This is a genomic window from Clostridium sp. HGF2, from assembly GCF_964240115.1.
In the GTDB taxonomy this organism is placed as follows: Bacteria; Bacillota_I; Bacilli_A; order Erysipelotrichales; family Erysipelotrichaceae; genus Clostridium_AQ; species Clostridium_AQ innocuum.
Genome location: NZ_CAXSSO010000001.1, coordinates 321,188 through 342,569, shown reverse-complemented (window position 1 = coordinate 342,569; position 21,382 = coordinate 321,188). Strand labels below are relative to the sequence as shown.

Annotated in this window: 17 protein-coding genes; 2 read left to right on the top strand and 15 right to left on the bottom strand. The window is 45.1% G+C overall.

The genetic code is table 11. The annotated features are described in order from the left end of the window. Window positions 1-38: 38 nt before the first annotated feature. From ftsX (ACESPQ_RS01505) to ACESPQ_RS01450, 12 genes are all read right to left on the bottom strand, one after another. Complete coding sequence (ftsX, locus tag ACESPQ_RS01505) at window positions 39-941, bottom strand: permease-like cell division protein FtsX (RefSeq protein ID WP_373143801.1); 903 nt, start codon at window positions 939-941, stop codon at window positions 39-41. After that, window positions 934-1,623, bottom strand: coding sequence for a cell division ATP-binding protein FtsE (gene ftsE, locus ACESPQ_RS01500; RefSeq protein WP_002606056.1), 690 nt, complete (start codon window positions 1,621-1,623; stop codon window positions 934-936). Before ftsE (ACESPQ_RS01500) ends, ftsX (ACESPQ_RS01505) begins: the two co-directional genes overlap by 8 nt. Before the next feature lie 61 nt (window positions 1,624-1,684). Further along, window positions 1,685-3,082 carry a peptidoglycan DD-metalloendopeptidase family protein gene (locus ACESPQ_RS01495; protein ID WP_257327777.1) on the bottom strand — a complete coding sequence of 466 codons (1,398 nt, stop codon included), beginning with the start codon at window positions 3,080-3,082 and terminating at the stop codon, window positions 1,685-1,687. After that, window positions 3,079-3,975: a permease-like cell division protein FtsX gene (gene ftsX / locus ACESPQ_RS01490; RefSeq protein ID WP_109769823.1), complete on the bottom strand. Its 897-nt coding sequence runs from the start codon at window positions 3,973-3,975 to the stop codon at window positions 3,079-3,081. Before ftsX (ACESPQ_RS01490) ends, ACESPQ_RS01495 begins: the two co-directional genes overlap by 4 nt. Then, complete coding sequence (gene ftsE / locus ACESPQ_RS01485) at window positions 3,968-4,657, bottom strand: cell division ATP-binding protein FtsE (protein WP_044903634.1); 690 nt, start codon at window positions 4,655-4,657, stop codon at window positions 3,968-3,970. The genes ftsX (ACESPQ_RS01490) and ftsE (ACESPQ_RS01485) overlap by 8 nt, the downstream gene beginning before the upstream one ends. Before the next feature lie 340 nt (window positions 4,658-4,997). Further along, complete coding sequence (locus ACESPQ_RS01480) at window positions 4,998-5,864, bottom strand: YitT family protein (RefSeq protein ID WP_044903783.1); 867 nt, start codon at window positions 5,862-5,864, stop codon at window positions 4,998-5,000. Between the two features lie 412 nt (window positions 5,865-6,276). Beyond that, a complete protein-coding gene (locus ACESPQ_RS01475) occupies window positions 6,277-6,951 on the bottom strand; it encodes an L-fuculose-phosphate aldolase (protein WP_002606061.1) in 675 nt (224 codons plus the stop codon). A gap of 15 nt (window positions 6,952-6,966) precedes the next feature. Next, window positions 6,967-8,403, bottom strand: a complete 1,437-nt coding sequence (locus ACESPQ_RS01470; RefSeq protein ID WP_002606062.1) for an FGGY-family carbohydrate kinase — start codon at window positions 8,401-8,403, stop codon at window positions 6,967-6,969. Continuing rightward, window positions 8,400-9,389, bottom strand: a complete 990-nt coding sequence (locus ACESPQ_RS01465) for a 2-hydroxyacid dehydrogenase (RefSeq protein ID WP_002606063.1) — start codon at window positions 9,387-9,389, stop codon at window positions 8,400-8,402. Before ACESPQ_RS01465 ends, ACESPQ_RS01470 begins: the two co-directional genes overlap by 4 nt. 15 nt (window positions 9,390-9,404) lie before the next feature. After that, window positions 9,405-10,457: a s-methyl-5-thioribose-1-phosphate isomerase gene (locus tag ACESPQ_RS01460; protein ID WP_002606064.1), complete on the bottom strand. Its 1,053-nt coding sequence runs from the start codon at window positions 10,455-10,457 to the stop codon at window positions 9,405-9,407. Between the two features lie 190 nt (window positions 10,458-10,647). Then, window positions 10,648-11,853, bottom strand: coding sequence for an S-methyl-5-thioribose kinase (gene mtnK, locus ACESPQ_RS01455; protein WP_257270736.1), 1,206 nt, complete (start codon window positions 11,851-11,853; stop codon window positions 10,648-10,650). A 23-nt stretch (window positions 11,854-11,876) separates the two neighbouring features. After that, window positions 11,877-13,208: a Na+/H+ antiporter NhaC family protein gene (locus ACESPQ_RS01450; RefSeq protein WP_002606066.1), complete on the bottom strand. Its 1,332-nt coding sequence runs from the start codon at window positions 13,206-13,208 to the stop codon at window positions 11,877-11,879. 335 nt (window positions 13,209-13,543) lie between these two features. Here ACESPQ_RS01450 and ACESPQ_RS01445 point away from each other — a divergent pair, with 335 nt between their 5' ends. Continuing rightward, window positions 13,544-14,311: a DeoR/GlpR family DNA-binding transcription regulator gene (locus ACESPQ_RS01445; protein ID WP_002606067.1), complete on the top strand. Its 768-nt coding sequence runs from the start codon at window positions 13,544-13,546 to the stop codon at window positions 14,309-14,311. A gap of 17 nt (window positions 14,312-14,328) precedes the next feature. Next, window positions 14,329-15,495 (top strand): iron-containing alcohol dehydrogenase, encoded by a 1,167-nt coding sequence (locus ACESPQ_RS01440; RefSeq protein WP_257334241.1) that lies wholly within the window; start codon window positions 14,329-14,331, stop codon window positions 15,493-15,495. A 158-nt stretch (window positions 15,496-15,653) separates the two neighbouring features. On the opposite strand, the gene ACESPQ_RS01435 is transcribed toward ACESPQ_RS01440, so the two are convergent. The 3 genes from ACESPQ_RS01435 to secA all read right to left on the bottom strand — a co-directional run bounded on the left by ACESPQ_RS01435 (window position 15,654) and on the right by secA (window position 21,088). Continuing rightward, window positions 15,654-17,384, bottom strand: coding sequence for a GH25 family lysozyme (locus ACESPQ_RS01435; RefSeq protein ID WP_109769826.1), 1,731 nt, complete (start codon window positions 17,382-17,384; stop codon window positions 15,654-15,656). A gap of 255 nt (window positions 17,385-17,639) precedes the next feature. After that, window positions 17,640-18,738 (bottom strand): peptide chain release factor 2 gene (gene prfB, locus ACESPQ_RS01430; protein ID WP_181392525.1). Its coding sequence is split into 2 segments (ribosomal slippage): window positions 17,640-18,665 and window positions 18,667-18,738, totalling 1,098 coding nucleotides; the frame shifts between segments, so codons are not numbered across the junction. Window position 18,739: 1 nt separating this feature from the next. Beyond that, window positions 18,740-21,088 (bottom strand): preprotein translocase subunit SecA, encoded by a 2,349-nt coding sequence (gene secA, locus ACESPQ_RS01425; protein WP_065532308.1) that lies wholly within the window; start codon window positions 21,086-21,088, stop codon window positions 18,740-18,742. Between the last annotated feature and the right edge of the window lie 294 nt (window positions 21,089-21,382).

Below are 21,382 nucleotides of genomic sequence, written 5' to 3'. Positions count from 1 at the left end.
TGATAAAGCGGCACTTTCATTGTGTGCCGGTGTCCATATCAGCGCTTCCAGCGCAGATACTTCGTAGTTGAGAAAAAGCTTCCCACAAGTCCGACCAGCATACCGCCCAATAGCAGAATACCGCAAATCTGAAGTGTAAACGGCATAATCGGCTGTAGTGTAAACAGACTGGTTATAATCTGACCGTTCAGCATGTCAAAGAAATACTGATAGCCGAAATAGGTAAAGATACACGGCAGTACAGCGCCCATTAAACCTATGAGCATTCCTTCAATCATAAATGGAACTTTTATGTACCAGTTTGCCGCACCGACGTTTCGCATGATGGATATTTCGGCATTTCTCGCATAGATTGTCAGCTTAATGGAATTGGATATCAGGAAGAGTGCCAGCAGTGTCAGCAATCCGACAAAGACGAGTCCTCCGGAGCGAATGGTATTCAATACGGAAATCATTTTGGATACACTGTTTCCTCCGTAAACAGACTGCTTCACAAAGGGCAGCTGTTCAATCTGTGCATTGATGGCTTTGATCTGATTGGCATCCTTCACGGACACAAAGAAGGCATTGCACAGCGGGTTATCCTTACCGCGGTACATTTCAAATTCCTTCCCCTTTTCCTTAATCATCAGCTCCAGCTCATTATCCTTATCGGAAAAGGTCACCCTGCGTACACCGCTAATTTTTTCCAGACCGTCTTTTGCCTCATCAATTTTCTTCTGTGTTTTTACATCCGCCTTTAAAACCACATGAATCTGCAGATCATCCTCGATGGAATTGGTAAACAGAGATACATTTCCTGCAATCATCAGAAATGCGGAAAACAGAATCAGTGTGATGGTAACTGCACTGGATGCCGATAAGGACATGACGATGTGACGAAAGATACTCAAAAAGGCCGTCTTTATGAATTTCGGGAACGCCTTGAAAAATCTAATCATGCTTCAGGTAGCCCCCCTTCATGATATCCGCAACCACATAGCCCTCCTCCAGACAGATGGTGCGTTTCTTAAAGCGGTCTACGATCGTTGAATCATGGGTAACCATGACAACCGTTGTTTTTTCAACCTCGTTGATTTTCTCCAGCAACTCCATGATTTCCGCAGATTTATCCGGATCAAGATTTCCTGTCGGCTCATCCGCTATCAGCACCTTGGGATGATTGGCAATTGCACGGCCGATTGTCGCCCTTTGCTGCTGTCCTCCGGAAAGCTCATTCGGAAAGGACTTCGCCTTATCTTCGAGCGATACCAGCTCCAGCACCTCCCGCACACGGCGGCGGATATCCACCTTTTTCATACCGATCACTTCAAGAGCGAATGCTATGTTTTCAAAGATTGTAAGTCTGGGAAGCAGACGGTAATCCTGAAATACGACCCCGATATTTCTGCGGTAAACCGGCACACGGGAATGCTTCAGCTTTCCCACATTGATATTTTCCACCATAACCGTACCACTGTTGGGAATTTCTTCCCCATCCAGCAGCTTGATCAGTGTAGACTTTCCAGATCCGGTCGGTCCGATAATATATACAAATTCTCCATCATCAATGGCAAGATTGATATCCCGCAGAGCATGTACACCATTCTTATATTCCTTCGATACGTTTTCCATTACGATCATAACATCACTCCTGACTTTTCATAATTACGCTTGAAACGGGCAGCGTTCCCTATAGGTAAGCTTACCCGAAGATATTTTCCGGTTTTTCACGACAAGGGGCACCGCTTACGCCACAGGTTCTGCTTAATGCTCCATTACCCCAGCCGCAGCCCCATGCAAAGTCAGCAGAGGAACGGAATTGTGAGATTGCAGAGGATATACTCATTTTTCCCAGATTGACGACCTCAATATGACAGTGCGGTCCGGAGGTATTCCCGCTGTTTCCGGTCAGTCCCAGCAGCTGTCCCTTTTTCACCTGCGTTCCGGCAGATACTGCAAAGCCTTCCTGTGACATATGGAAGAAGCTGATGGCATACGTGGTTCCACCGGCCTGTGTCAGCATATGGATACTGTTACCACCGCCTACCGGATAACCGCTCCAGTTGCCCAGATAACCGCCGTTCGTCGCTACCGGATTATTGGCATACAGAATAATTCCATCTGCCGGCGCCACGATCTGTGTGCCGATGGGAGCAGCCATATCGAGCCCGAGATGAACACCGCCGCCCGGATAATACCAGGTACCGGCAGACACGCTGCCTCCGCGAACCGGCATCATAAGCGCACCATTTCCACTGAAATCCAGCTTTCCTGCGACAGAGGTATTGATATTGATCATATTGTTCTGAATGCTTGCAATATCCACCTGCACCGAACGCATTTTCTCATTCAATTCAGCTTCCTGCTTACGGTATTCCTCCAGAAGCTTCTTTTTCTGCTTCTGTACCTTTTCTGTTTCTTTCTTATTTTTCTCGTTCTCCGCTTTTTTCGCTTCCACATCGGCCTTCAGCCGGTTTTTCTCGCTTTTCTGATGATCCAACTCAGCTTTATCCTCCTGCAGCTTTTTAATTTCCACCTGATCACTGTCTGTGATTCTCTGCAGACCATCCACCTTACGAATCATATCAACAAGATCCTTGGAGCCCATAATGACCTCCACATCCATATTGGTGCCAATCACCGCCTGTTCATCAAGCATGCGATCGGTGATGATCTTATTCCGCTGATCGATATCCTTCTGCTTCTTTTTGATTTCCACATTCAGCTTGGAAATCTGACCTTCAATGGTACGAATATTGGCTTTATTGATTTCGATATTCTTATCCAGTTTATCAATCACGGATTGCAGCTGCTTCATAACGGAGGTTATTTCCTCAATATTGCTTTTGATTGCGGATATTTTCTTATCCAGAGAGGATACCTCTCCCTCCAGAGAGCTGCTCAGCCCCGCATAGTATTCCTTAAAGGCCGCACACTGCTGCGCTGCCGCTTCACTTTCCTGAGCAACACTGCATTTGTTCAGCCATGCTTCTTCATTTCCTTCAAAATCTGCCGCATACAGCCAGCTGTTTTTCTGTGACGGTACCAGAAACAGCATTGCCGCTACACAGCCTGTAATCATAAGTTTCTTCATTTTCATCGACGCCACCTCAAATATTTCGTTGCTGCCAGAAAGCTGCCAATAATGCCCACAACAGCTCCACTCAGGAATAGCACCCCTGCAATCTGCAAGGTGAAGGGATATGGCTTCTGCATAACGAACATGCTGCTCATGAATTGTCCGCCAAAGAAATCATAGAGAAAGCCATAACCGAATATCGTCAGAATCACAGGAATCAATGCACCGATGATTCCAATCAGCATCCCTTCGAACATGAACGGTGTTTTGATATACCAGTTACCTGCCCCTACATTCCGCATAATGGAAATTTCTGTCTGTCTTGTATAGATTGTCATTTTGATTGTATTGGTAATCAGGAATATTGCAAGTACACCCAGTGCCAGTATAAAGGCGGCACCTCCGTAGCGTATTGCTTCAAAGGTGTCGATCATATCCTGAATGCTCTCTCCGCCGTACTGAGCCTTTTCAATACCTTCCATATTGTTTAATGTCTTTGTAATCTGAGGAATATCGGTTGCCTTCTCCACCTCCACGATGAATACATTCGGCATCGGGTTGCGTTCCTTATAGCGTTCAAACACCGAACCGCTTTCCTCAATCAGGATGTTCAGCTCATCCTCTTTGCTGGAGAATTCCACTGCTTTTACACCGGAGATTCCCGTAATCAGCTTTTCCATGTGTTCAATTTCATCCCGCTTCTGCAGGGAATCGATGGATGCATGAATTTTCAGATTTGTTTCCACATGATCCGCAAAGCTGTTCATGTTGGCCGCAAGCACGAGAAACAGAGTCATCAGTGTCAGCGTTACTGCCACCGCAGAGGCACTGGACAATGTCATCGCCATATGACGGCCCAGATTGCGGAGCGCCGTCATGAAATGCTTGGGAAGACTTTGTATAAAACTAATCATGATGTATATATCCGCCTTTCGCGATATCCGCAACGATAAAACCGTCCTCCAGCGCTATCGTGCGTTTTTTGTATGTATTAACAAGTGTGGAGTCATGTGTAACCATTACAATGGTCGTCCCCTCCACCTTGTTGATTTTATCCAGCAGCTCGATGATTTCCATCGATTTCTCAGGATCAAGGTTTCCTGTCGGCTCATCCGCAATCAGCACCTTGGGATGATTGGCAATTGCCCGGGCGATGGTAGCGCGCTGCTGCTGTCCTCCGGATAACTGATCCGGGAAGGATTTTGCCTTATCCTGCAGTGATACCAGCTCCAGAATTTCACGTACACGCCGTCGTATGGTTACCTTATCCAGTGCCAGCACCTCCAGTGCAAATGCAATATTTTCGAAGACTGTCATCTTCGGAAGCAGCCGGAAATCCTGAAACACCACACCGATATTGCGGCGGTAGAAGGGTACGCGGGAGTGACGCAGCTTCCCCACGTTGGTTTCCGCTACATACACCTCTCCCTGATCCGGAAGCTCTTCTCCGTCCAGCAGCTTGATCAGGGTGGATTTTCCACATCCTGTCGGACCGATGATATAAACAAATTCGCCTTCCTCTATTTCAAGATTGATATCACGCAGTGCGTGAACCCCATTCCTATATGATTTGGATACATTTTTTAAGAGGATCATTTCATCACTCCTTTGGCTAACATTATAACATAAATCGACACCGTTGACAGTGCCTGTCGTATGTAAAATTCTTACAATTTCAAAATGCAGACACAAAAGTTATGATAGATAGAAAACATTACCTGTCAGCTATGCGAAGTTTACAATGGTTTCTTCATCCGGATGCAAGTTTTTTCCTGCACAAAGCTGATGTATATCGTATTATCTGAAAGCTTTGCATTTCGTGCTGTGTTCCTGATAAAGCAAATAAAAAAGAAGAATTCCTGCCATCACATTAGCGACGGGAACTCCTCGTTTAAACAGATATTTTGATTGCGGAAACAGGCAGAACCGTTTGATGCTAGAGCTGTTCCTGATAGGTGAAGCCTTCTCCCTGCACCTCATTCACATCACTGACAATGACGAATGCTTCCGGGTCTACCTCTGCAATGATATGATTCAGTTCAGAGAACTGTTTTTTCACAACCACCATCATGATAACCGGCTTGCTGGTTCGGGTGTAGCCGCCCTCGGCATGCAGAATTGTTGCTCCGCGGTTGATATTCTGATAAATCACCTGCATCATCTCTTCGAATTTATCCGATATGATCATGACGTTTTTGGCCTCATGAGAGCCCATGGTAATCACCTTGTCTATCAGCTGTCCGCATACCCAAACGGAAACAAGTCCGATCATGGCAGCCTCCACACCATATACACTCGCACCTAAAAGAACCGTAGCCCCGTCGATGCACATCACCAGCGTCGGCAGTGCAATCTTCGTATATTTGTTGATGATCAGCGGTGGAATGTCCATACCTCCGGTACTGCCGCCGACACGGTAAACCAGTCCTATTCCGATTCCTGTACATACCCCTGCATAAATGGATGCCAGGAGTGGATTACCGGTAACCTGAACATCGGGCCAAAGCATACCAAGCACAGAGATAAAGAGCGGGTATACGATTGTGGAAACAATTGTTTTTAACGCAAAGCGTTTCCCCAGCAGCACCGCTCCCAGTAAATACAGTCCGATGGTCAGTCCATTGATGACCAGACGCGGAGAAAGATTAAAAATCGGCTGCAGCGCAACAGCGATTCCCGCAACACCTCCGGAAAGAATGTCCAGTGGAAGAATGAAGAAGGTAACCCCTGCTGCTATGATGAGATTTCCCATAATGATGCTGATAATTTCGATAATCTGATCCTTTTTATTATGATTCTGCATATCCCATGCCTCGCTTTCCTGCTTTCCTATATATGATAGACGACTACTCCCATACAGTATCTGTAGCATTATCCGCTTATATTCCTGTTGCGAGCTTTTCGTATGTTCGCTAAACGAAATTATAACATATGTAAAAAATGAAATCGCAAGAAAATTCACGGATTGTTTTCACGTTTCTGAAACAGGAATGCATTTTCTATTATCCTTCTTTGTACAAGCCGCCAGAGATTCCTTTCAGAATTTATTGCCTCATAGATATATCCTGCCGGCGTCAACCCCTGCACGCTTTAAGGTGGCATTTCCACAGCAAAAAGAGATCAATTTCATCATTCTAAAATAATGAAATCAACCTCTTTTGTTCCTGCAAAACTGCGCTTACCCGTACGCATTTTAAATGCTTTCGATATTTGATTTAATATCCGCCCTTGCCTGTCGTTCCTTCTTCCACCTGCCCATATGTCTTGAAGCTTTCGATCACGACATCAATTTCTTCTTTACTCAGGACCGCCGGTTTTCCGACACACATGGTACGCCATTGAATTTCCGCAACCCACTCTACGTTTTCCGCTACGTTGAAGGCTTTCGATAAAGATGGTCCATAGGCCACCATGCCATGATTTGCCAGCAGCATCGCCAGACCTTCCCTCGTTGCCTCACTCACCTTTTCCGCCAGCTCCTCTGTGCCATAGGTTGCATAATCGGCACAGGGAACACGAAATGTCTGAGCTCCTGCAAGAAGATAATGCACAGCTTCAATCGGCTGCTTCAGACATGCAAAGGTTGTACAGTAGGTTGAGTGTGCATGCACCACACCTCGCGCATCCGGATGAAGCTTATAAATAGTCGCATGCAGCGCATGTTCACTGGATGGCTTCCGGCTTCCCTCTATAAGGTTTCCATCCAAATCCAGAATGACGATATCCTCAGCAGCGGTTTCAAAATAATCCAATCCGGATGGTGAAATCGCCATATAGCCACACACAGGATCATAGGCGCTGATATTGCCTGATGTTCCTTTCGACAAACCGGCAGAGCTCATTTTCTTCCCGTAATCTACAATTTCCTGTCGTTCTTTTTCCATTAACATACTTCGTTTTCCTCCTTATACCGTCGTATTCACTCTATCTCGATTTGTTTTCCATATTTCATAATACTCCTGTATGAGCGATCCCTTTTGCGGTTTATAGATTTTGTACGCTCGCTCATTTGTGTCTGTATGAATATTCCAATAAGAATTGCATACAGCTACACAGCCCATAATAGATGCCTGATGGAAATTATCCGGCAGTACCAGAGCCTTCTGCGTCAGATCACTGAGATGCTGACACAGCATTTCCGATTGAAAACCGCCGCCGCAGCCCAGAATTTTATCATGCTGTATCGGCAGCATCTGCAGCAGCTGTCGATACTGATAAAAAATAGAACAGGCGATATCCCCCACCAGGGCCCATGCAAGATCTATTCGATGCAAATCGGCGCGAAATGGCGGGCGCATGAAGAAGCCGCCGTTTTTATAGCCGCAGGCATGTTCAAAATCCAGAGAGGAAAAGGATGCGGTGCATTTTATGCTGTTTACTTCCTTCAATGCTGCCTCCAGATCCTCATAGCTCACACCGTCAAAGAGCAGATTTCGAATGCGCTGATAGTTCAATCCCGTAACACCGGGGTTTGTTTCCATCTGATACATGCTGCCCTTTAACCAGGAATCCGTCCAGCAGCGCTCCTGCGGATCACAGTATCGTTCTGTTCTCAGCGTCACCACAGGAGACGTTGTTCCTGATACAACAGCAATATCCCCTTCCTGCATACCGGCTCCAAGCACTGCCACCTGCGTATCTGCCCCCCCTATAAGAAAGGGAATGTCATAGGCGATTCCAAGCTGCTCCTTGATATCCTCTCTCATAAAACCCAGAAGAGAGCCTGCATTCAGCAGGGGCGGCATGGTAAGCTGCTCCAGCTTGAAACGCTTTATCAGTTCTTCACTCCATTGCTGTGTACCGATGTCATATAGCTGTGTTTCACACGCCTGCGAAGGTTCGATGGCAAGCTTTCCACATAAAACATAGCCAATCCACTCGCTCAGGCTTGTAAAGGTTTGTACCTGATCGAAAATTTCTTTTCTGCGCTTTGATAGGCCCATAAGCTTAGCAGCAGGAAAATCCTCCGTAACCCAGCGCCCCGTTTTCTTATAGATCCCATCCTTCTGTATCTCTGCCATCCACGCTCTTCCCCGGTTATCAATATTGGGAAGTCCATAGAAGTCTTCCTGTTTTCGGTTGATGAGGACAATACTTTCTCTGGCACCGGAGGAGGATATGGCATCGATCGTGATATTTGGATACATATGAATGATTTCCCGACAAAGTCCTAAGATGTTGCGCTTCCAAAACGAAGGATCAAAATACTGCGCATCCTCATATGCCTCATCAATATAATAGATATTTTCAAAGGTTTTCACGCAAATTAATGCGCCATCCTCACGAACCAGAGCAACTCTTGAATTACCGGTTCCTATATCCACGATCATATAATGCTTCATAACGGCATCTTCAGGGAGTGATAATTGTATACGATACGCTCCAGCTGCTCCTGCTTTTTCCAGGCCTTTAAACGCTCTGTGATGATATCCGACTGATGGTCTGTAACTTCATAGGTGGCTCCACAGATATGCGGTGTTAAAAGGACATTGTCATTTTCTATGATTTTCAAGTCATCCGGTAATGGCGGTTCGCTATTTAGCACATCCAGAAGAATCCCCTTAATGCGTTTCTCTCTTGCCATATCCTGCAATGCTTCCATATCTACGACAGCACTTCTTGCGGTATTCACAAAAACAGCATCCGGTTTCATCGTATACAGCAAATCTCTTGAAATCAGCTTCTCTGTAGCAGGAAGCACCGGCAGATGAATGGAAATGACATCACATGCGGTAAACAGCTCCTGCAGCTCACATTTTGTATATGGCGTATCACTGACATACGGATCGTAATAGCTGATGCTGCACCCGAATGCGTCCAGCAGGTGTGCAGCCGCTTTTCCCACGGCACCAAAACCGACGAAGCCAACATGCTTGCCATGCAGCTCATTTCCCATCCATGTATAATACGGTGTTGTTCCTTCTATCCATTGTCCGTCCCTGACCCATGCAGTTGCAGGAAGCAGCTTGCGCATATAGGCAATCAGCATTCCCACCAGCATTTCCGCTACAGCCGTCGCATTCCGGGCCGGAGTACACAAAACCGGTATTCCATGAGCACTGCATGCCTCTACATCAATATTTGCTGGATTTGCACGGCAGTCACCAATTACCTTTAATCCTTTATAGTTGGATACTACAGCTTCCGTGATGCGATCCAGCTCTGTAATCAGAATATCCGGCTGCACCGTTTTCAGCGCCTCCAGCATCTCTTTTTCATAAAAGCGCTCTCCTGTTTTATTCCATGGATCATATACGACCTCTTCAAACAGCTCCTGCAGCTCCCGCAGTCTGATTTCAGACATGGGAGCACGTACGTAAACCTTCATAAACCGACCTCCTTATCAATAAAACTGTGATACATCTTCCTCAAAATAAGCTGCGACATCATATGCACTATATACCCCCTTATCTGTTATGACACCATCAATCAGATAGGGTGGAGTAATATCAAAGGATGGATAAATCGCCTGAACACCGGGCAGGGTATTGTTGATACCGCGATAGCAGAGTACCTGCTGCGGATCGCGCTCCTCGATAATGATATCCGCCTTACTGCGCTTATCTGCATCCGGTATACCTGTCACAAAATACGGAATATGGAAGTATTTTGCCAGAATTGCAATCTGCATGGTTCCGACCTTATTTGCGATATGTCCATCCCCGGCGATTGTATCTGCGGCAGAGGTAAATAATGATATCCCCTTGTTTTCCATTGCATAGGCAACCATATTATCAGTAATCACCGTTGAGGAGAAGCCCATTTCATGACATACACTGGAGGTCAGCCGCGCACCCTGCAGGTAGGGTCTTGTTTCCGCATGATAAAACTCCACCTGTCTGTTTCTGCGCTGTGCAACACGACACATCATGCCTACAATCGTTTCTCCAAAGCACTGTGTCAGTACACGCCCTTTCTCCGGGATCTGATCAACCAGATATTCCGCTACCTTTTCCATTGTCGCATATCTGCGATTTAATGATTCCAGTGTTCTTTGTATGATCGCCTCTACCGCATTCTCGCCCCGATCGATTGCCGCATAGGCTGCCTGCAGGCATCCGCTTGTTATGACACGGTAGCGGTTTGCAGTCGTAATTCTGGCTGTAGCGATATCCTCAGCTGCAGTCTTCAGAAATTCCTTCTGCTCCTTCTGGTCTGCATTTCGTATCTGCCATGCTGCCAGGGCCATTCCCATACCGGCTGCGGTATACGGTCCGGCACTTTGCGTCACCATGTCCCGTATCGCCTGAACAACCTCCCGATAATCCTTACATTCCACGTAGCGGATAACACTCGGATAAATTCTCCGATCCAGTATACGGACCATACCGTTTTCAAACCATGCCACATGCTCATATTGCAGCAGATATGCAAGCCCCTTGTCCTGTCTTTCCATTGTATCAGCTTCCTTCCTTATTATAATTAACCCTTTATAGCGCATAGCATGTACCAATTTCATCAGCGTACCGCACAAAGCCCCTTACTTCATAAAGCAAGTACCATGCCTACATGCAGAGAGCGTGTGTATGTGCTGTTCTAGTGTATATGCCAAAGCACTACACACAATCCCTCAAGGTTCATCAGCCCTACGAACAAATCATGTTAAATTGTTCACTTACTTCCATTCCCTCATGAATCACCTTTCGATTCCGTATCAGCCAGATTCCCATTTTCAGCAATGCACGCTCAAAGGCTACACGCTTGTCTGTCTCTTTGATTGAGGTGACCTCCATAACCTTGGAATCCCCCACAACCCTGCGAATAATTTCCGTCCCTGCATAGCCAAGGGAATCACTCATTACATCTCTGAGATAGTGCTGCTTAAATTCCTTGGTACGATACAGCGGACATTCCACGCATTGTTCATAAACCTTTGACAGCTTTTCCATGGTCAGATCAATCGTATCTGCCACCGTATGTGAACACCAGGTGAGAAATTCTGTATGCCGGGGTTCTATAAACTGTATTCTTGCCCAGGCGAAGAAGAGATTGCCAATCACATTTCCGATGTCATATCCCATTGGTCCGTAAAACGCAAATTCTGGATCGATAATTTTTATTCCCTGCTCATTGATGAAGATGGAGCCGGAATGCAGATCTCCATGCACCAGTGCCTGCGCATGGTTCATAAAGCTATCTCTAAGCTGGGCAACATCGGCTTTCAGCTGCTCATTCTCATATAGAAACTCTTTCACAAACTCCTCATTTTCCGGTAATACGATATTACGATTCTTGTAATTATCATATGGCTCTGTAAGCACAAGATCTTCTGTAATATCACACAGCTCCTTATTCAGGAAGATCCTGACATTATCTTTCTTCACTGCCCGATCCAGCACCAAATCTGTTGTAGGCAGAAGTGTCCTTGCCAGAAATTCTGCGATATTTTCTGCAAAGTGGGGAAAGAATCGACCTTCCATCAGCTCTTTCCTCATATTTTTATAGGCCGAAATATCCTCCATTGCCAGCACGCACATTGTTTCATCATAGGCATAAACCTTTGGAACAAAGCCCTCTGCCAGCATACCCTCCAGTTTGAGAATTTCCGCTTCAATCTTATTACGATATACATCCAGCGCTCTTCCGGAAGATCGCAGAAATTTATCTGCCTGCTTTATGATGATGGATTTTCCACTATCCGGATTCCATACACGGAAAACATAATTGATGTTTCCATCACCGATTTCCTCTGCCTGCAGAACTTCATCCTTTTGAAAGTATTGCAGCTTGGAGGTGACATAGCATTTTACTTCCTCCACATCCAGCAACATGTGATGCTCATAGTTATTCATATACATTTCCACCTTATATTCTTCTATGCTTCCTTTTCAACCTGTTCTTTTTTCGTTCTGATATCCTTGAATTTCGGAAATCCGATGATGATAAAGACGATTCCGAAGACAATCATCAGCATGGAATACCAGTTATAGCCCATGATAGCGGTTGGCGATACATTCGCCAGACCTCCGGCTACCAGCAGCTGTCCGGCATATGGCAACAGACCATTAAATGCGGAGGAAAACAGATCCAGGATACTTGCGACACGCGATCTTGAAATATGGAAATTATCCGCAATATCTCTGGCAATCGGACCGGCTGCGATAATCGATATTGTATTGTTGGTAGTCGCAATGTCCAGAAGACTTACCAGAGCCGCAATGGACAGCTCGCCGCCTCTGGATGATTTTGCCCCTTTTGTCAGCTGATTCATCAGGAAATCCATACCGCCAAAGTGCTTCATCAGCTCTACCATACCGCCGACCATAACGGCGATCAAAGCCATATCCTCCATACCGATTGCACCGTCATGAATAATCGTAAGCGACTGTATCAGGGTAAACCCGCCATTGAAGCATCCGATGACCACTCCGGATAAAATACCGATGATCATCACGACCACAACATTCAAGCCGACCAGGGACAAGGCGATGACCAAAATATACGGTATGATATTCACAAAGCTGAAGGAACCGATATTTCCAAGACTCACATCGCCTCCAGACTGGATAGCGAGCAGAATCACATTGATGACAACAGCAGGCAGAACCATCAGTATATTCGCTTTGAATTTATCCTTCATGGATACCTCCTGCGTTCGTGTTGCGGCAATGGTCGTATCGGAAATAAAGGAAAGATTATCTCCAAACATTGCACCGCCGACAACAGCTCCGGCTAACAGACAGACATTGATGCCCGTTTTATTGGATATATCAACTGCAATCGGCATGAGTGCGGCAACGGTTCCCATGGATGTTCCCATGGAGAAGCTCAACAGACATCCAATCAGGAAGATTCCGGGCAGAATCAGATTTCCGGGCAGAATGGTAAGTCCCATGTTTACGATAGAGTCAACGGCTCCCATTCCCTTTGCGACTCCGCCAAAAGCACCGGCAAGCAGGAAAATCAGAACCATCAGAATCAGAGTTTCTTCTCCTCCTCCTTTACAGTACAATGCAATTTTTTCCTCGAATGGTGTTTTCTTATCTCTTTTGTTTAACAGTAATGCGACTCCGGATGCGATGGCGATTCCCGTCATCAGCGGCATGTTGTCAAAGCTTCCTGTTCCAAGTCCCGTACCCATGTACGCAACAAGGAATACAATCAGCGGCAGCAATCCAAGAAAACTGCCTTTCTTTTCATTTTTCATAGTACCTCCTCAAGTATCACATGATTCTTTAAGTAGCTTCACCCTCGGCAGCTGTCCTGTGCTTCCCTCCCTTCTCAAATATTGTTTTCTGACCGAAATGAAACCCCCTACAACGAAAATACAACATATTCAGTCACATGTCAACAGTTTTGTGTTACTTTTTGTTGTTTTATTTGTGTTTACCCTTGCTTTTCATGTTGGATATTGTTATATTATAGATGTCGATGTGACTTTCTGTTTGATTATATGGGATTTTGAAGGAGGATGATTGACCATTTCCAAATAAACTTATATAATATTCATAGAAATATTACGATAAGAAAGAGGGAAGACGTATGTTAAAGCTAGAACGGCAGTTGTTTATTGAAAAGGAGCTGCACGAAAAGGGCAGTGTACTTGTTTCCGAGCTCAGCAAGGTACTGGATTGCTCAGAAGAGACAATACGCCGGGATATCAAGGAAATGGAAGCGGCCGGAAAGCTCAACAAAATTCATGGTGGTGCCTATCTGCCGGATAAATACGACAAGGGTGTGCCGATTGAATTACGTGAATCATTCTTCGCCAGCGAAAAGGAACAGATGGCGGACAAGGCGGTGGATATCATCAAGGATCATTCTGTCATTATGCTGGATTCCAGCACGACATGTCTGAAGCTTGCGGAGGCAATCATCTCATCCGGAAAATGTATTACATTGATCACCAATTCGCTGCGTATCAGTTCTCTGTTTAATTCCCAGTCATCCAATGTGAATCTGATTTGTCTGGGTGGACAGCTTCATCGGGCAACTGCATCCTTTACTGGGTATCGGACGACAGATACGCTGAAGCAGAATTTTGCGGATATCACCTTTATCTCCTGTCCGGCACTGCATCTGCAGCATGGACTCTCTGACAACAACCTGAATGAGGCAGAGGTGCGCAAGCATATGCTGGAAAATTCCCACTATAAAGTCCTGATTGTCGATCATACAAAGTTTGATTCCATATCGGACGTCCTGTTTTATGACCTTGCCGGAGTTGACCTGTTGATAACGGATCAGCCGCTCAGTGAGACATGGGAGGAGTATTGCAGAAAGTCATCTATCGAAATTATTTATTCGTAAATACATAGGAGGACATCATGAGAAATTTTACGTATCACAACCCTGTACGGATTCTGTTTGGCGATCATGCACTGGATCAGCTTCCTGATCTGTTCAGGGAATTTCATGTTTCAAATCTTTTGCTGGTTTACAGCGGAGATTTTATCAAAGAGCTAGGTATCTGGGATGCTGTTCGTAAGGCCTGTGTTCAAAGCGGCATCGCCTTTTATGAAGAGGGCGGTGTTGTTCCGAATCCGAAAATCGAGCTTGTACGTGAGCTGATCACACTGGGAAAGGAAAAAAAGATTGATTTCGTCCTTGCCGTTGGTGGAGGCAGCTCGATCGATACAGCAAAAGCAGTGGCAGCAGGAATACCCTATGAGCATGATGTATGGGACTTCTTCGAATATGCTGCTGTTCCTGAAACGGCTGTACCGGTTGGTGTTATCACCACCATACCTGCGAGCGGCTCCGAGTGCTCCAATTGTTCCATCATTTCCAATGGGCTGCACAAATGCGGCATTGAGTACGATTGCATCATCCCGAAATTCGCAATCATGAATCCGGAGTATACCAGAACGCTTCCGGCCTATCAGACATCGGCGGGAATTGCAGATATTCTCTCTCATATGCTGGAGCGCTATTTCACCAATACGGAGCATGTTGATACGACAGATTATATGCTGGAGGGTACAATGCAGGCACTCATGGTGAATGCCCGCCGTTTGATGAAGAAGCCGGATGACATTCATGTGCGTTCTGAGGTACAGTGCCTCGCCTTTATCGCGCACAATAATTTGCTGGATATCGGCAGAGAGAGCGACTGGGGAGCGCACCGTATTGAACATGAGCTGAGTGCACAGTATGGGATTACGCATGGAGAAGGTATGGCTGTTGTAACCATCGCATGGGCCCGCTACATGGCTGCGCATCATCCGGATAAGCTGGCGCAGCTCGCTAGCAGAATTTTTGGTGTCGATCCATTTGTTTACACAAAAGAAGATATGGCCTATATCCTTGCGGACAGGCTGGAGGAATTTTTCCGGTCGCTGCATCTGAAAACCACCTTGCATGAGATGGGAATCGATGATGCACATTTTGAGGAGATGGCTAATCGGGCTACCAATAATGGTAAAGACTGCGTTGGACATTATGTGGCGTTGAATAAACAAATTTTTGTGGATATACTGAAGATGGCGTTATAAAAAAGCTTTGTCATCACGAATGCAGGTCCGTGATTGCAAAGCTTTTTACTGTTCTGAAAGCACAACATGTTTTACTTGATTAAATGCGGGGCAATAAAAAAGGCATCTGCATCAGCCTGTACATTATATACATACCTATGCAAATACCTTATCACTCTCTATTGATTCTGGAATCCCCAGCTATTGATATAGCCAATCCACTTATCTCCGATATAGCAGGAATAATACAAGCTTCCATCTGCTCTGGCAAGAGAACGTTTGATTGTAAATTTCTGATTACGATAACCAGTCATTCGCTTCACCCATTTATCTGCTGGTGCGTTATAAAGCCAGTATTTCTGTGGATTCGGTGTATTAAAGACTCGAGCATTATTTTCTCCCCATCCAAAATACGTATCCTTTTTCACACTGTTTTTCAATGCGTAGGAATTTATATAACCAATCCATTTCCCATTATAATAGGCAGACCAGTAAGAGGTACCTTCTTCATTCACATATTCTCTTGTTAAAAGCAGTGGTTTGTTATTGTAATTTTTCATGCTGCCCATCCATTTTTTCTTGAATGGATCATAGCGATTGTAATTTGCAGCATTCGGTGACGAGAATACACGGACTCTTCTGGACAGATTATAGAACCCCTGCGCCTTTTTTTGCGGATAAGTCAGACGGTTACTGAAGCTTGCTTGGCTAAATTTATACTCGCCATTTATAAGGTTTGCTGTTCTGACAACGAAGCGGTAGGATGCCCCGGAGGTTCCCGTTTTAAAGGTATAGGAAGTCCCGGTTTGAGATGTCAGATAATTCCATTCACCATCGTCTGTTGTCTGATAATATACACGGTATCTCGTATTGTAAGGAACCTTATCCCAAGTCAGCTTGATATTTGTTCCCTCTACCGTAGCTGTCAGATTTGCAGGACTTTGTGTCTGCAGACTCAGCAGGGTATTTGTAAACATACTAACATCCACATTTTCTGGAGTAATTCCTTCAAAATCAGCTTCCGATGTATACTGCCATCCACTGTCTCCCGTATAGTACGGATTATCAAACGCCAGATAGCTTCCATATTCTGCAATCCATGAAGTAAGTCCTAAAATATAGGCAGAGTTTAGCTGCTTCTGGCAATAACTGCGATAGCTGTAAACGTGCACTTTTCCACTATAACCTGCACTGTTCATTTTATCAACGTATGTTTTGATAATACTTTCATACGTCTTAACATCCTTTGGCGGAACACGTGTTGCTCCATCATGATTATATGCCTTGAACGCCTCTATATCATAATAAATCGGATAAGACATATCAGTTAAATCATATCCCTGCAGACGTTCAATTGTACTATCCGCTTCCGCATAGGCAAAGTTAGCATCATATGCATAGCTGTATAGATATAAACCATAAGGAATTCCCAGACGTTTACATTCTCTTATATTATAATCAAAATATTCATCTGTGTATCCGACACCCCATCCGATTCTAAGAATTGCGCCGTCAATTCCCTCACTTTTCAATTTTTCCCAGTTTATTTTACCATCATGCTCAGAGACATCGACTACCTGCTTTGGATTTTCAACAACAACGCTTTGTCCATTCTTTGTATATGTAAAGGTTTTCGTTGTTCCGTTCATTCCCCAGACAGGTGCAATCAAGCGGGCATTTGCTGATCTGCTTCTATACTGCGTTTGTGGCTGCTGTGGCGTACCGTCTCCCATGGCAGCATTTTCAGCTCCTTCCATCTCACCAATCTGCTGATATGTATCTGCTGTAACTGTCTTAATTTCATTTGTATCTGTATTGGTTACAGTACCATCTGTATTCTCTGTTTCTTGTGCATGGACACCTGTCAGGCAAAGACCGGCTGCCAGCAATGTGACTAAAAGTTTTCTCAAATTCAGTACCCCTTTCTTTTTCTATATAAGTATAACATCCCTGTAGCTAATTTCCACATTTTTTTATAAATCACTAACATTATTTAATTAACTATGTGTTAAAAATACGATATTTTAAAGCCTTCACATATATTCTTAAGGAAATCGTAATAATCACACAAACATCTCAATTCCTTTATTTTTACATATTCTGTAATCTCCACATTAAATGATAAAAAGGGGAGGCTCCCCTTTTCTTGACATTACTCATAATAATCAAATCTGTGTTTTTAAATATGCGAAGATAAACGCATCCAGATCGCCATCCATAACTCCCTGCACATCACTGGTTTCACAGCTGGTCCTATGATCCTTCACCATGGAATACGGATGGAATACATAGGAACGTATTTGTGAACCCCACTCATTGGCTTTCTGCTCACCCTTGATTTCCGCCAGTCGGGCTTCCTGCTCCTCAATCATCTTCTGATACAGACGACTTTTCAAGACACGCAGCGCCTCTTCCCGGTTTTCATGCTGGCTTCGGCCATTCTGACAGGTGGCCACCAATCCGGTCGGCTTATGCACCATGCGGACTGCGGAATCTGTTTTGTTGATATGCTGACCGCCGGCTCCACTGGCACGCTTGGTCTCCACAATCAGATCCTCCGGTTTGATTTCGATTTCGATTTCGTTGTTAAACTGCGGCATAACATCCAGAGAAGCAAAGGATGTATGCCTTCTCCCGCCGGAATCAAACGGCGATATGCGCACCAGACGGTGAACGCCCTTTTCCGCCTTCAGATACCCATACGCCATATCACCCTCCACAAGGAAGGTCACGGATTTGATCCCTGCCTCATCTCCGGGAAGATAGTCCAGCACGCTGACCTTGAAGCCTTTTTTCTCAGCCCAGCGTGAATACATGCGATACAGCATATCCGCCCAGTCACAGGATTCTGTTCCACCGGCTCCCGGATGCAGCTCCAGGATTGCACTGGAATGATCATATTCATGGGACAGAAGAATCTTAATTTCAAAATCATCAAAGTTCTTTTCCATCTCCAAATACTCTGCTTCAAACAGCTCGAAAATTTCATCATCATAATCTTCCTTCAAAAGATCATGTGTTTCTTCCAGACCTACCAGCGCACTGTTCAGCTTTTCGTAGCTTTCCACGATGTCCTTGATACCGTTCAGCTGACGAATCAGTGTTTGCGCATGCTGCGGATCATTCCAGAAATCATCCTGCAGCGTCATGCTCGTCAGCTCCTGAATCTTATGTTTTTTTTCAGCTAAGTCAAAGTGACTCACCAAGCTGCGCAAGCTTTGCCTGATGAGTGTTCACCCCCTGTTTAATTTCGTATAGTTCCATATTAGTTTTCCACTTTTCTTTCTACCTGTACCTTTAAAGCAAAGAATACAACCTCACGTGCAATACGTGCCTGCATTTCCTCAAACATTTCATATCCTTCCTGGATATATGCCTGTAAAGGATTGTTCTGCGCATAAGAGCGCAGGTGAATACCGTTTCTCAGCTTATCCATCATATCAATATGCTCAATCCAGTTGCGGTCCATATTCCGCAGTACGATGGTTTTTTCAAACTGCTTAAATTCATCACGGATATCCTTGATTTTATCATCGTATAGTGTGAAGATTTTCTCTGCACAGTATGTTGTTACATCATTCTTTTCCTTACCCTGGATTTCCTCCAGCTTCAGATTATCCTTTTCTTCCAGTCCGAGCAGCTCCAGTCCCTGCAGAACACCTGCATAATCCACGCTTTCATCATGGCGGGTATGATCCACATTCGCATCCACCACACTGTCAATGACGCGGTCTATCATATCACGAACGATGCCGTGAACATCCTCATTTTCCAGAACGAAATTACGCTGCTCATACATGATTTCACGCTGCTTACGCAATACATCATCATAATCCAGCAGCTGCTTACGAACATCATAGTTATAGCCCTCGACACGTTTCTGTGCCTGAGAAATCGATTTTGTTACCATCTTGGATTCAATCTGTGCATCTCCCATGGATTCAAACAGCTTTTCAAATTTATCGCCGCCGAAACGAATCATCAGCTCATCCTTTAAGGAAACATAGAAGCGGGAGTATCCCGGATCCCCCTGACGTCCGCTTCGTCCACGCAACTGGTTGTCAATACGTCTGGACTCATGACGCTCACTTCCAAGAACGACCAGTCCGCCAAGAGCTCTGGACTCATCGGTAAGCTTGATATCGGTACCACGCCCTGCCATATTGGTTGCGATCGTTACGGATTTCGGGCGACCTGCCTTGGCGATAATTTCTGCTTCCCGCGCATGGTTCTTCGCATTCAGCACTTCGTGAGGAATCCGCTCTTTGCGCAGCAGCTCATGCACCAGCTCACTGGTTTCAACGGAAATCGTACCAACCAGTACCGGCTGCCCCTTTTCATACAGCTCCTTAACCTCTTTCACCAGAGCCGCAAACTTCAGTCTCGGGTTCGCAAAAATTGCATCCGGATAGTCGATACGCTGTACCGGTCTGTTTGTAGGAATTTCAATAACACGCATATTATAGATATCCAGGAATTCCTCTTCCTCGGTTTTTGCGGTACCGGTCATACCGGCAAGCTTATCGTACAGACGGAAGAAGTTCTGATAGGTGATAGTTGCAAGGGTACTAGTCTCTTCCTTAATGGATACACCTTCTTTGGCCTCAATTGCCTGATGCAATCCATCGGAATATGCACGGCCCGGCATCGTACGTCCGGTAAACTGATCGACAATGACGATCTCATCATCCTGTACGACGTACTCAACCTCATTTTTCATGATATAGTTCGCCTTTAAAGCCTGTGTTATATGATGTACCAGCTGGGTGTGATCCACATCATACAGATTCTTGATTTTGAAGTAACGCTCTGCGACACTTACACCCTTTTCACTCAGCATGATCTGACGGGTTTTTTCATCAATTTCAAAATCATCCCCCTTCAGACGTTTTGCGAATGCATCCGCCTGCAGGTACAGGTTTGCTGTTTTTTTCGCACCACCGGAAATGATCAGCGGCGTTCTGGATTCATCGACCAGAATGGAATCGACCTCATCGACGATTGCGACATGCAACCCGCGCAGCACGCGGTCCTTCACATCGGTAACCATATTGTCGCGCAGATAATCAAATCCCAGCTCGGAGTTTGTGGTATATGTAATATCACAGTTAAATGCATCACGCTTCTGAGATGGTGTCAGCGGGCGGGAGTTTACACCGACACTCAGGCCCAGGAACCGGTAAATCTGTCCCATCCATTCCGCATCACGGCCTGCCAGATAGTCGTTGACAGTAACAACGTGTACCCCCTTGCCGCTTAAGGCATTCAGGTAAACGCACATGGTGGAGGTCAAAGTCTTACCTTCACCGGTTTTCATCTCTGCAATATCGCCCTGGTGCATAGCAACCGCACCCATGATCTGAACCTTGTACGGGTACTCACCAATCGTACGGCGTGCTGCTTCACGAGATGTCGCAAAGGCTTCTACCAGCAGACTGTCAAGGGTTTCCCCTTCCTCATATCTATGTTTGTACTCCTGTGTTTTTTCTCTCAATGCATCATCACTTAACGCTTCCATGTCATTTGCCAGTGCCATGACCTGTTCTGCAGTCTTTTCCAGATTATGCAATGTCTTTTTTTCACCGTTTAATAAACGTTCGATAAAATTAGCCATTCAAGACCCTCCATACCTTCTTTATAAGTTTATATCGCCTGTTTCAAAACTTCATATAGCCTTATCTATTGTAACACAAAGTGTGTTTCAATAACACCGGATACAGACAATTTCAGAAGAATTTACATTTTGTTTCTTTTTTCCATAACATTTGTGTGAACAACCTGTCTGCGTTTTCGTTTACGTTAGCCTCCTCAATAATTTTACGTATCAATTTCAACTCTGGAAAGGATTCTGTTTGAATAAAAACCAGGATAGAAAAAGAGGACATTCCCAAACAAGCCAGGATTTCTG